9 protein-coding genes are annotated in these 13388 nt (G+C 50.8%); 7 read left to right on the top strand and 2 right to left on the bottom strand.

The features are described 5' to 3' along the window. Positions 1 to 4 precede the first annotated feature (4 nt). The gene (locus Enr10x_RS09725) at positions 5 to 1342 is read right to left on the bottom strand and encodes a polysaccharide pyruvyl transferase family protein (protein WP_145448894.1); all 1338 of its coding nucleotides are present in this window, start codon (positions 1340 to 1342) and stop codon (positions 5 to 7) included. A 182-nt stretch (positions 1343 to 1524) separates the two neighbouring features. Between Enr10x_RS09725 and folB the strand changes: the two genes are divergently transcribed. Further along, positions 1525 to 1893 (top strand): dihydroneopterin aldolase, encoded by a 369-nt coding sequence (folB, locus tag Enr10x_RS09720; RefSeq protein WP_145108543.1) that lies wholly within the window; start codon positions 1525 to 1527, stop codon positions 1891 to 1893. Next, on the top strand, positions 1890 to 2402 hold the full coding sequence (gene folK / locus Enr10x_RS09715) for a 2-amino-4-hydroxy-6-hydroxymethyldihydropteridine diphosphokinase (protein ID WP_145448893.1): 513 nt from the start codon (positions 1890 to 1892) through the stop codon (positions 2400 to 2402). The genes folB and folK overlap by 4 nt, the downstream gene beginning before the upstream one ends. Here folK and Enr10x_RS09710 read toward each other — a convergent pair. Beyond that, positions 2393 to 2677, bottom strand: a complete 285-nt coding sequence (locus Enr10x_RS09710; RefSeq protein WP_145448892.1) for a hypothetical protein — start codon at positions 2675 to 2677, stop codon at positions 2393 to 2395. The two genes, folK and Enr10x_RS09710, sit on opposite strands and share 10 nt — an antisense overlap. Positions 2678 to 3090: 413 nt before the next feature. Here Enr10x_RS09710 and Enr10x_RS09705 point away from each other — a divergent pair, with 413 nt between their 5' ends. The 5 genes from Enr10x_RS09705 (at position 3091) to Enr10x_RS09685 (ending at position 13268) form a co-directional block, all read left to right on the top strand. Beyond that, positions 3091 to 3618: a TadE/TadG family type IV pilus assembly protein gene (locus Enr10x_RS09705; RefSeq protein ID WP_197996547.1), complete on the top strand. Its 528-nt coding sequence runs from the start codon at positions 3091 to 3093 to the stop codon at positions 3616 to 3618. A gap of 55 nt (positions 3619 to 3673) precedes the next feature. Next, positions 3674 to 4246 (top strand): TadE/TadG family type IV pilus assembly protein, encoded by a 573-nt coding sequence (locus tag Enr10x_RS09700; protein ID WP_145108554.1) that lies wholly within the window; start codon positions 3674 to 3676, stop codon positions 4244 to 4246. Positions 4247 to 4302: 56 nt separating this feature from the next. Beyond that, entirely contained in the window at positions 4303 to 6099 is a 1797-nt protein-coding gene (locus Enr10x_RS09695; RefSeq protein ID WP_145448891.1) for a vWA domain-containing protein, read from the top strand. A 462-nt stretch (positions 6100 to 6561) separates the two neighbouring features. Then, entirely contained in the window at positions 6562 to 11718 is a 5157-nt protein-coding gene (locus Enr10x_RS09690; protein ID WP_145108560.1) for a DUF1549 domain-containing protein, read from the top strand. Between the two features lie 80 nt (positions 11719 to 11798). Continuing rightward, positions 11799 to 13268 carry a DUF1501 domain-containing protein gene (locus Enr10x_RS09685; RefSeq protein ID WP_145108563.1) on the top strand — a complete coding sequence of 490 codons (1470 nt, stop codon included), beginning with the start codon at positions 11799 to 11801 and terminating at the stop codon, positions 13266 to 13268. Positions 13269 to 13388 lie beyond the last annotated feature (120 nt).

Here is a 13388-nt window from a genome sequence, read left to right as displayed (position 1 = left end):
CCATTCAGGATGAGTGGGCCTTGAGGACCGCCTGGCGGACAACCTGCATGGTCCGTTTCTGTCTGACGTCGATCGACTCCATCACGCTTTTGAGCTTTGCCAGGGACTGGTCGTAATGTTCATAAACGGCAATGGCCCGCTCGGCAATCTGCTGTTGGTTGACTTCATCAATTTCAAAGGTCCAGTCCGCCAGCCCGATATCATACCACATCTGGCCTTTGATCGTATCTGTGGGTTGCCTCACATAGAGCCCCGGTGTTCCATGGGCACAGGCAATGATGGGCGAGTGGCATTCCATACTGACAACAGCAGAGGCATCTCGATAAAGAGATCCTGCTTCGTCCGGCAGCCAGTATTGATCATGGGCGACCACCTTCGCTTTCACATCGGCTGGCAGGGGATCGATTACCAGGGGCTGGATGATTTCCGTCTGGTAAGTCATTTCCGGACAGACTACCGCCTTCTGTCCACTGGTGCGTACCCATTTGATGATCGCAGCCCGCAGTTTGGCATGATCAATTTCCTGGTACTCGCGATTGACCGATTCTACCTGTGCAATTTTGTCTTTGGACCAGCGAATTCCTTTGTGGATTTTGTGATAGGGTGTATAGCGCAAACGGGGGACGGCACAGAGGTACTGGCCGGGTTCCAACTGGTGCTGCTTCTGAAATGCCCTGGCTTTGGGATCGTCAGTCAGATCAATGGCAAAGGTGGCATCCGGGGCGAAGTCCTGCTCGGGGGAAGTCACTTTGGCTTCTTTGAGATTCTTCAGAGAACTGGTTTCCCGGGTGTAGATGAATTCGGCACCTGAGAGCAGTTGATGCAATTCGGGAGTGACCTCAGAAACGGTCACTCCATAAATTCCGTATGGTTTTCCGGTGGTCTTGCTCCAGTGGGCCAGTTCCCTGCGGGAAACGACACTGGGACCTGAACCGTGCAGGAAGAAATCAGCCTGTTCGAACGCTTCTTCCAGTTCCGGGGAGTTTAGTTTTCCGTCCCGGTTCAGACGTCCTTTGACAATTGTTAAATGTGGAAATCGCTCCTTTAACATCGGTTCCACTCCCCGGTCGACACTGTTAGGCCAGAGAATGATTCGAAAATCAGGCGCATAGACTTCGAGCAGCTTCAGAATGCCGGGGGAATGCCCAATATCGCCAATATTGACTGTCTGCCATCCGGATCGGAGTAGCAGCGTTGGTGCATTTTCGTCAGGTGATTGATCCGCTGCGAAAGCTGATTGCAGCGAGAATGGCAGTTGGGAGGCACTTGCCAGTGCCAGAGAGTGTGTCAGACTCTGTTTCAGCCAGTGACGTCTGGTAAAAAGATCGGGGGTATTGGGCATCTGTTTTCTATGATCTATCAAATGTGTGAATCAAATTATATCGTGGAGAATCAGTAGATTCCGTGGGACAGGAACCGGTTCGTACCTGTCCAATTCCGTGCCGCATGACTATAGTAGGTATGCTGTCAATTGTAGATGATTTTCTACAGAAATCTGCCCCATTTTAAACATCACTAACTATTATGCCTGATCAGATACTGATTTCCGACCTGTTACTTCGGACCATCATCGGAATTAATGAGGAAGAACGCGAAAAAAAGCAGGATGTACTGATTAATATTTCGATGCAAGTCGATTTGAAGGCGGCTGGTCATTCAGACCAGATTAAGGATGCCGTCAATTATCGCACAATAACCAAGGAAATAATTGACCTGGTCGAAAATTCCCGGTTTCAGCTGGTGGAAACCATGGCGCATGAAGTGGCCCGGATCTGCCTGAGTGATGAACGTGTCGAATGTGCGGAAGTCCGCATCGAAAAACCGGGGGCACTCCGTTTTGCCCGATCGGTGGGGGTCAGTGTGGCACGGAGACGTGAGGATTATCAGCAGTGAGCCGGCTCAATCAGGCCTTTCTGGCCCTGGGCAGTAATATTGATCCTGAAACGCACCTGCCCCAGGCGGTCGAGAGTCTGGCAGAATATGGCAAGGTGCAGGGAAAATCATCGGTCTGGCAGAGTGCGCCGGTAGGCGATCCTGATCAGGCAGATTTTTTGAATGCAGCAGTCCTGCTGGAAACAGAGCATGATGCCACATTTCTCTGCGAATGGGTCGTTCCAGAAATTGAAAAAGCATTGAACCGTGTGCGCGATCCCCAGAACAAAAACGGTCCCAGAACGATTGATCTGGATCTGGTACTCTTTAATTCCGAAGCACTACGGATAGCACATCGCATTATACCTGATCCCGAGATTGTGAGTCGGGTGTTTCTGGCAGTTCCTCTGGCGGAGATTGCCCCTGATTATTCAGTACCGGGGCTCAACAGAACGTTAGCAGATATCGCCTTGTCCCTGAAGGAGCATGCGGAAAATCAGCTGCTGCGGCGATTTGAGATTCAGCTTTGAGAGTCAGCCAGAATCAAGTCATCTCCGGGCAGACAGGCGTAATTGTAGAGTAATTGTTGTGCTTCGCACTGGGCTTTATAAGCCTCTGGAATTTTCTTTTCGGTCGCTTCGTCCCAGATGATCGTATAAGAGCGATCCTTATCTTTTTTCTTGACCTCTTCGACAATTCCCGTCCAGCCTGCACAACTGACTTCTGGAAACTCAGGTAGACAGACCCCCTCTTTGACCTGAATCAATGAGCCTGCTTTGATAGTTGACGACGCCTTTTTACCCATAATTTATATCTACCAAAACATTTTGAGAATTTTTTTGCAGGAAACCTGTCGGCACGACTGGCAACAGTGTATCGCTAATGCAGCATGAATTTCAATTGAAGTCGAACCAGAACCGTCTGGCAGAAACGAGAAATTAACAAAAAACGTGAATTCCTGCTGAAAAATGTATGTTTTTTGCTACATCGACTTCAATACAAGAATCAACATCTGATGCCGATGTTGGACTTTGGAAACGGGGACAAAGGTGAATTTTTTTGAGGAAAATATCCGACTTGCTCACTTTTGTGACCTATGTTTGTAGTGGATCAATCTCTCCCCTCCTCTGATCTATTCTCCCGACTTTGTGCAGTCTGTCAGAATCTGAAATCCTGGCACGGGAGAATCACATCATTTCACAGTCAATGAGGCAAGCGATGTTGACGCGGCACAGCCGTTGGGCATTGAATCAGAAGTCAAAGCAAGACCGTTCCGGGACGACCCTGGTGGAACTGGCGTTTGTAGCGCCGGTCTTTCTGGTATTCATCTACGCAATTCTCGAATTCGGCTACGCCTACATGGTTTCCAACATCATCCAGGAAGCCACTCAGGAAGGGGCCAAGCTGGGGCGTTGTGAAGAGGTGACCACAGCCCAGGTCAAGACGCGCGTCAGGAATCTGCTCGACACGGTTTTCGATTCGAGCGTGGCCAACATCATGGTGAAAAATGCCAGCCAGTTTGATACACCAGGGGCGGATGTCTCTCAACTGAATTTTTCTGCCTTGCCCGATATCGAGCTGTCTAATGCTGAAAAAGCGCAGCTGTTTATTGTACGTGTGGAAGTGCCCTACAAAGACGTGCGGTTACTCAATTCATTTTTTGTGGATCCGGTGAAAGCAGCAGAGGCCGCTGATAAAGAGAAAAACCTGGTCCTGTCCGGGCATAGTGTCAGAAGGCACGAATGATCACCCGGAAAAACATGTCAGCTTGCAGCATGTTGTTGTGAGCAGGAGAGATTTCATGAGAATCAATTACAGCAGACAAAACAAAACGATCCAATCTGATTCCGACCGCAGAGGTGTTGCTGCGGTCGAATTTGCCGTTATCGCACCTGTGTTCCTGGCACTGGTTCTGGGAATGATTGCTGTGAGACGCGCCGTACACACGACAACAGTCATGGATTCTGCCCTGTCCCAGGCGGGACGACTGGCTTCGATGGATGCCGATCTGGACATGCCTTCGGGTATGACACTGAATGATAAGGTCATTCTGGATGTACGCAACTTTCTGCGTGCTTCCGGCATTGATAATGATGAGACCAATCTGACGATCACCATCACCCGTGCTGACGATGCTGATGGGAACGCATTGGATCCCATGCCCAATCCACCCAGTTCTGGTGATACATTCGATCTGAGTGATCCAGACAACCGCAACCGTCTGTTTCGCATCGGAATTGAAATTCCAGAAGGTGCCATGAACTCGACGCTGACCGACATCATGAACCTGGAAGGTTCAATGGCCAAGCCCATGTCGGGGGATGCGGTCTGGGATCTGATATTGAATAACGGGACAACGAAGATTGTCAATTAGAGTTGAGCAGCATTCAGAGAATACAACTTTATTTTCGGGGAGTAAGAGGGGGTAACATGAAACTGATACAACGAGTCAGAAAAGAGAACATGAATCTGCCGGGCGATCAAAGTCGCCGCGGTGCGTTCATGGTCATGGCGGTGCCATTTCTCGTGGCTGCCATGGGCTTCATGGCGTTCGGAATCGATATCGCTGTGATTACCATGACCAAAACCAAAATGCGAAATGCCGTGGAAGCAGCTGCCCTGGCAGCGGCCCAGCAGATTACCGATGCTGTTCAGACGACGGCAGACGGGATCACCGAAGGACAGGATGTCACTGCTACTGTCCAGGATGCAAACTCGATTGCGGTCGAAGCCGCCAAAGCCATGGCACAGAAAGTTGCCGGGTTGAATGGTGTGTATGTTGATCCGGAGACCGATGTGAAATTCGGGAAACGGTATCAGGACAGTTCCGGAACCTATCACATGATCTGGGGCGAAGGGGCGAAACCGTATAACGTGGTGAAAGTGATAGCCCGTCGCGATAATTCCGCGGAAGGCAAACCGGATTCCAAACTGCAGTTGTTCTTCGCTGGCATCATGGGGGAGAAGACGGCTGCCGTGACGACCTCGGCGATTGCCTTTATTGAAGCACGCGATATCGTGCTGGTGCTCGACTATTCCGGATCGATGAGCTACGACAGTGAATTTGGCGCGATGTCTTCCTATCAGTTAGGGAAAGCAGCCGTCGAAGCAAACCTGGATGACATCTGGAACACTCTGGTGGACTCCAGTGTGACTTACTCTGATTCGGATAAACTCAAGTTTCCGCCGAATGGCTACGGAAGTATTAATTCCGCAGAGGGAACCTATATCAGTTCCTATGATGATGATTACATCTTTCAGGCCCTGGGGCTGGATGAAGTGGATGTCAACGGGAATCTGAAATATCCCTTTCCCCAGGAAGGAAAGGATTACTATGGAAACCTGAAAGGGCAGCCCATCGGCTATACGAACAAGAGTATGTGGAAAGACTATATTCGCTGGGTTCGCACGAATAGAACGGTCAACAATTATGGTTATCGAAAAAAATACGGTTACCGTACCCTGATGGGATATCTGATCGGGCGACGCAAGAAGAACGATCAGTCTGAAGATCTGTGGCGGGCTCCCATATATCCGTTCCACGCCATGAAAAATGGAGTGAGCCTGTTCACGCAGTTCCTGGGCGGGCTTGAGTTCGGTGATTACATCGGACTGGTGACGTATGATGAGACCTCACGCGTCGAATCTGTTTTGAACGACGATGGTGTTCCGGAAACGGTAGATCTGGGAGATAATCTCATTACAAATAATTACGCTGATATCGATACGATTCAGCGACACAAGCAGGCTTCTCACTATGCACCCTACACCGGTATGGGATACGGGATTCGTGATGCCAGGGAATTATTGCAATCGCATGGTCGTGCCGGAGCACGTCCAACGATTCTGGTGATGACCGACGGTAACGCGAACCGTTCACCTTCTAACTGGTCTTTGCCAGGGAACTGGAACTGGGATACTGTGACCGACTTTGATGGGGATGGTAATGCTGACTACTCCACTTCAGATCGGAATAAACAGTATGCCTTCTGGCAGGCTGTGGAAGCAGCCAATCTGGGGTATACCGTTCATACCATGACCGTGGGTAAAGGTGCGGATCGCAGTTTCATGCAGGCGATGGCAAAAGCCTGTAACGGGATCTGCATCGATGCTCCCGGTGGTGCTACAGTCGATGAGATGAAAGCACAGCTGCTGATTGCTTTCGGCAAAATTGCAGCGAATGTTCCGCCAGCCAAATTACTGGCTGATCCGGAAAGTGATTTCTAAGAATTCGGATTGACGAATCGTACCTGCTTGGGTTGATTACTACCTGAGTGAGAGAGGTGGTCGAATTTCGGCCACCTCTTTTTTCTTTCCGTCACTTACCGTAGATACCGAATAGCGGCTGAATGCCCCGAAAAGGGACTGTGACGGGAATTGATTCAGACCTTCAGCTCCTCAAGATTGAGCAGAAATCTCTGAAAAATTTACGAAAAAGCAGAAATTTTCATCGACGAAAAATTACGATATATTCATAATAGAATATGTATATCATTGCATACGAGATTTAAGTTTCTGGCAGAGATTGTTCTGCTGAAACTTATCCTTCCACTACTCTCACCCTGGTTGATGACTTGCTCTGCTCCTAAGAGCCCTCTCAAAACCAGTCAGGGGCAATGAGAAGAGATTTACCTCTTTTCACCACCAGAGTTATTTTAACTTAGGTTTGATAAAAGGGGGTTCAGGTTCATGTCCTTCGACAAGTTCCGTGCTTATTCTTTTTCCAGCTTTGTAATCTGCTCTGTTTTCTTTGCGTCGTTCACAAGTGCAACGTCTTCCTTTGCAGATCAGAAGGTTAGTTTTTACCAGCAGGTCCGACCGATTCTGCAAGCCCACTGTGCCGGCTGTCATCACCCCCGTAATCCGGAAGGTGATTATGTCGTGACGGAATTTAAAGACCTGCTGAAAGGGGGCGAAAGTGAATCCGCTGCAATTGTGCCCGGTAAGCCTGATGACAGCTATCTGGTGCAGCTGATTACTCCCAAGGGGAATGAAGCCGAGATGCCCAAAGCGAAAGCACCTCTGGCTCAGGATCAGATTACACTGATTCGCACCTGGATTCAGCAGGGAGCCGTAAACGACTCCCCCGCCAAAGTAGAGTATCGTTTTACCAGAGAAAACCCACCTACCTACTCTGCCCCGCCGGTCATTACTTCGTTGGATTATTCTCCAGATGGGAAACTGCTGGCAGTTGCCGGCTTCCATGAAGTCATTCTGCACAACGCGCAGGGAGATCAGATCGTTGGACGGCTGATAGGCAAGTCACAGCGAATTGAATCGATTGCCTTTTCTCCCGATGGGAAGTACCTGGCAGTCACCGGCGGGACTCCGGCTGAGCGAGGGGAGATCCAGATCTGGGATGTGGCGAAACAGTCGCTGGTGAAGTCGATCCCCCTGACCTATGACACATTGTATGGAGCCAGCTGGTCTCCGGATGGAAAGCTGTTGGCCTTTGGGTGTAGCGATAATACGGTCCGTGCCATTGAGGTGGCAACCGGTAAAGAGGTTCTGTATCAGGGAGCCCACTACGACTGGGTGCTGGATACAGTCTTTTCCAAGGACGGAAGCCACGTGATTTCCGTCAGCCGCGATCGGACAACCAAACTGACTGAAGTCAAAACGCAGCGTTTTATCGATAATATTACCTCCATTACTCCCAAAGCTCTGACGGGTGGACTGGCAGCCATTGACCGGCATCCGACCCAGGATACCGTTCTGGTAGGTGGTGCAGACGGGGTTCCCAAGCTCTATCAGATTTTCCGACAGTCGAAACGCGTGATTGGTGATGATGCCAATCTGGTACGGACTTTCCCTGGCCTGAAAGGCCGCATCTTTGGTGTGGACATTCATCCCAACGGGAAACAGTTTGTTGCCGTCAGCAGTCTGAATCATACCGGGGAGTTGAAAGTGTTCTCTTTCGACATTCCGGAGAAATTCCCCGATGACCTGGTCGCCATCTTAAATAAACGCGTGGCGTCACGGAGTGCTGCAGAAAAGAAAAAGATTGAGGAGAGTCGCACTGATAATGTCAAAGTTGTCAGTGAAGTCAAACTCCCCGAGTCGGGGTTGTATACGGTCTGTTATCATCCGCAAGGCGCAGTGATCGCGGCTGCCGGTCAGGACGGTCAGGTGCGACTGTATGAGGCTTCGACCGGGAAATTGAAGAAGGCCTTCGTACCGGTTCCGTTAAAACAGTCCCAGCCTGTGATGGCACAGAAACCGGGCGTCAGTAAGCCGGTACCTCAGGAAAACAAGTTGGTTGTGATCGACCTGAATCAGGAAAAGTTACCAGCCGAATCATTCTCGGGCGCTGATCCGCTCGTGAAACTCGAAGTGCAACCTGCACAGGCAACGATTGCTCAGAAGTACGACACCATCCAGTTTCTGGTAACGGGGCATACGAAATCCGGAGCCAAAACCGATCTGACGCGTCTGGTGAAAGTCAGTCAGCAGGGGAAACCTGTCCTGCATATCTCAGCGACAGGTCTGGCACGAGCACTTCAGCCCGGAACGGTTGAAGTCAGCTTCAACCTGCAGGGGCAGCAGGCGACCTCCAAGATTCATGTCGCCCCCTTCCCTGCAGATTACAGTCCGGATTACTGGCGGGATGTAGCACCGGCTTTTACCAAAATGGGATGTAACTCAGGACTTTGTCACGGTGCGAACAAGGGGAAGGACGGATTTAAACTATCATTACGGGGAACCGATGACCTGTTTGACCTGCGGGCATACACCGATGACCTGAAGTCGCGCCGTGTCAATCTGGCATCACCGGAGCAAAGTCTGATCTTATTAAAAGCGATTGCCGAAGTACCCCATAAAGGGGGACAGGTCGCACTGCCGGGCGATGCCCGTTATCAGATTGTCTCTTCCTGGATCAGTAAAGGGACTCCATTGGATCGGGACGCCGCCCGGGTCGAGAGCATTAAAGTGGTTCCGGAAAATCCGGTCGTTCCTCGTGCAGGACTGCTGCAGCAGTTCCGGGTTCTGGCCACGTATTCCAATGGCGAAGTTCGTGATGTTACCAGTGATGCATTCATCGACAGCAGCAATATCGAAATTGCCAAAATGCACCATGGAGGTATTGCCGAAGTTCTGCGACGTGGTGAAGCACCACTACTGGCGAGATATCAGGGTAAATATGCAGCCACGACAGTGACCGTGATGGGGGATCGCTCCGAATTTGCCTGGAAGCAGAAACCCGTTTATAACTACATCGACGAACTGGTGGACCAGAAACTGAAAAAGACAAAAACACAGCCTTCTGATCTGTGTACCGATGCGGAATTCATCAGACGAATCTACATCGATCTGACCGGTCTGCCTCCGACAATTGATGACGTAAAAACATTTCTGGCAGACAAACGCGAGTCACGCGTGAAGCGAAACGAGTTGATCGATCGCCTGCTGGGTTCACACGAGTATGTCGAGCACTGGACCAACAAATGGGCAGACTTATTACAGGTCAACCGGAAATATCTGGGGGTAGAAGGGGCGAAGATCTTCCGCGACTGGATTGAAAAATCCGTCGCCGACAATGTGCCTTACGACAAATTTGCTTATGAGATTCTGTCCGCTTCCGGTTCCAACAAGGCGAACCCTGCAGCATCGTATTTCAAAATTCATCGGACTCCCGAAGACACGATGGAAAATACGACGCATCTGTTCCTCGCGATCCGGTTCAACTGCAATAAATGTCATGATCATCCCTTCGAACGCTGGACTCAGGACCAGTATTACGAAACGTCTGCCTTTTTTGCTCAGTTTGGTCTGAAGGCAGCTCCTGAGAGTAAAGGACGCAATATCGGGGGGACGGCTGTCGAAAGCGGTAAACCGCTGTTCGAAGTCGTCTTTGATAAAAAAGACGGGGAAATGATTCACGAACGGACCGGGGTCAAAACGCCACCGAAATTCCCCTACCCGGCTGACTTCAAAACAGATCAGAAAGATGATCTTTCAAGACGTGAAAAACTGGCCCGCTGGATCACCTCCCGTGATAACCAATACTTCGCCAAAGCGTATGCGAATCGTGTCTGGGGTTATCTGACCGGAACCGGGCTGATTGAACCGATTGACGACATTCGTGCCGGGAACCCCCCATCCAATCCGGAACTGCTGGATAAACTGACCGCGGATTTCCTGTCTCACAATTTTGATGTGCGGCACCTGATGCGAGTCATCTGTCAGTCGCGGACGTATCAGCTGTCTATCAAATCTAATGAATGGAATGAAGACGACAAAATTAACTACTCGCATGCCAAGGCGCGCCGCTTGCCCGCGGAGGTGCTCTATGACGCCCTCTGTCGTGTGACCGGATCTGAATCCCATATTCCGGGGGTTCCAGCGGGAACCCGGGCTGCGGAACTTCCAGATGTCGGTTTCAAGCTCAAGAGCGACTTCCTGGCAAAATTCGGTCGCGCTCAGCGTGAGAGCCCCTGTGAATGCGAACGGTCTTCCAGCGTCGAACTGGGGCCGGTGATGGCACTGATCAGCGGGCCTACTGTCGGGAATGCGATCAGTGATCCTAATAACGCTCTCAGTAAACTGGTCCAGCAGGAGAAAGACGATCCTGCTCTGGTCGATTCAATCTTTCTGCGGGTACTGAATCGTCCTGCGACTGCTGAAGAAAAACAGGCAGGCATCAAACTGATTCAGCAGCAGATTCAAAGCGAGCATCAGGCTCTGAAGCAGCGTCTGGCAGCCTATGAAAAAAGCCTGTCTCCTGAAATTATCCGGCAGGAAAATCAGCGGGTGCAGAATATCAAAGAAGCACAAGAGAAAGTAACCACGTTCCAGCAGGCGATCGCGCCGCGTGAAGCCTGGCTGAACCAGGAGCAGAAGGAGAATACAGCTCGTCTGCAGAAAGCGCTGACAGCTTATCAGCAATCGCTGCAGAGTCGGATTGCCGCCTGGGAAAAAGAGGAAACAAAAGGCACCAACTGGGTGGTGCTGAAACCAGAATCGTTCTCTGCGACCAATGAAGCCACCCTCGAACTGCAGAAAGATCAGTCGATTCTGGCGAAAGGGAAAAATGGCAAGGGCGATTACCAGATCGTCGCTCAGACGAATCTGAAAGATCTTTCCGCAGTAAGACTGGAAGTGCTGACCGACGATTCCCTGCCACGCAAGGGACCGGGACGTTCGGGAGATGGGAATTTCGTACTGAACGAATTCGAAGTCTTTGCGGCTCCCAAATCGAAGCCGGATCAGAAACAGAAATTGAAGTTGTTCAATTCCCAGGCTGATTTCAGTCAGAGTAACTATGTGATTGCGACCGCCATCGACGGGCAGATCAAGCCGTCAGGTGAAGGTTGGGCTGTATCGCCCCAGATTGGGAAGCCTCACAAGGCCAGTTTTGATATTCAGTCACCGGTTCCTGCAGATGATCAGGGAATTATCCTGACTTTTGTGATGAAGCAGCACTTTAACAGTAATACGCATTCTATCGGTCGTTTCCGCTTGTCTGTCAGCAATGGCAAAGGCCCCACCACACTGGATGAGCATCCCCAGGATATTCGTAACATCCTGGCGAAGCAGGCTGAGAAGCGAAATGCTGCTGAGAAAAAGAAACTGCTCGATTATTACAGTAAATCAGACAGTAGACTGCAGTCGATGATCAAAGCAGTCGCCGATAGTAAAATACCAAGGCCTGCGGATCCGAAGCTCGTCGAATTGCAGAAGCACCTGATGGAGATGCAGAGTGTTCGCCCCGTCGATCGGAAACTGACACGCCTGCGAAATGATGTGCAGTTGAGTGCAGAACAGGTCAAACAGAATCGTCTGGTCGCTGCTCAGGATCTCACCTGGGCCTTGATCAACAGTCCTGCGTTCCTGTTTAACCATTAAAACGGTCGCGAAAAAATCAATACATGCGGATGGATACAATACTGAAACAGTTCTCTAACTAAAACTGAGGAGACACAGAAATGCTGATCATTCCAGGTCAACCAGGCAAGGAGCCGTGTGAGTCTCGAAATCAAATCTCTCGACGTGATCTGCTGCGAGTCGGCGGGTCCGGCATGATGGGCATGGGCTTGGGGACTATGCTCCAGTTACAGGAAGCGGCAGCCAGCAGTAACGAGGGTGGTGGTCCAGGCTGGGCAAAAGCCAAAAGTGTGATCCTCATTTTCCTGCAGGGGGGGCCCAGTCATCTGGACCTGTGGGATCCCAAGGAAAATGTGCCCGATAATGTGAAGAGTGTCTTCCAGCCGATTTCGACGAAGTTACCCGGTGTGCAGTTCACGGAACTGCTGCCCAATCTGGCGCAGCAGAACGACAAGTTCACAATGATCCGCTCCATGAGCTACACTCCCAAAGGGCTCTTTAATCACACGGCTGCCATTTATCAGATGCTGACTGGATATACCACCGACAAGGTTAGCCCTTCAGGTCAGCTGGAACCTCCCAGCCCTAAGGACTTCCCGAACTTTGGTTCAAATATTATTCGCATCCAGCCTCCTCAGGTACCGATGCTGCCGTTCGTCATGCTGCCACGACCGCTGCAGGAAAGTAACGTGGTCGGTAAAGCGGGGACTGCCGGTTTCCTGGGTCGGGCCTATGATCCTTACTATCTGTTTCCTCCGGGAGACGATATGGACATGAATAAAATGGATCGGATCAGTGTCGACGACCTGAAGCTGCGTCCTGATGTCTTTACATCGCGTCTGCAGCGGCGGGCCAGTCTGCGGGATACGATCAATCAGGGTATGCCTCAGCTCAACAAAGCTGTGGAAGACTACAAGTTGGATAAATACTATTCACGGGCTCTGGATCTGGTCATTTCCGGGAGAGCCCGCGATGCGTTTTCCCTGGATCAGGAATCCGACGCCGTCCGTGACAAATATGGTCGGAACACCTTCGGTCAGAGCCTCCTGCTCGCACGTCGACTCGTCGAAGCCGGGACGCGGGTTGTCGAAGTGGTCTGGCCGAAAGTCGCGAATTCGAATAATCATTCCTGGGACGTCCACTCCGGTCTGACGAACCGCCTGAAAAATCAGTCGGCACCAATGTTTGACCAGGGACTCGCCAGTCTGATTTCCGACCTCTACGATCGGGGAACACTGGATGAAACTCTAGTGGTTGCGGTCGGTGAATTTGGTCGCAGTCCGCAACGCGGCGTCAGTACATCGGGGAACTCAAACAGTGACGATGGTCGAGATCACTGGCCGTATTGTTACACCTCCCTGCTCGCTGGTGCCGGTATGAAACGAGGATATGTCCATGGCGAATCTGATAAGACAGGTTCCAGCCCGCGGAAAGATCCCGTTCATCCCCGTGAACTGCTGGCAACGATCTATCATTCCTTCGGAATCAATCCGGAAACGATTGTCTATAACCACCTCAATCAACCACGCGAACTGGTGAAGGCCCAGGCCGTCACCAAATTGATGGGATGATTTGACAGTACAATTTGAAATTTGGGACAGGTCCGCTTCTGAACTATCGGAGGCGGGCCTGTTTTCGTTAGCGCCATAATCCCGCGGGAACAGGCCCTTCATTTTTGAAAGGAATCCCAG

The sequence above is a fragment of the Gimesia panareensis genome (assembly GCF_007748155.1).
GTDB classification, from domain to species: domain Bacteria; phylum Planctomycetota; class Planctomycetia; order Planctomycetales; family Planctomycetaceae; genus Gimesia; species Gimesia panareensis.
Note: the sequence above shows the minus strand (reverse complement) of the source record. Positions and strands in the feature narration are given on the sequence as shown.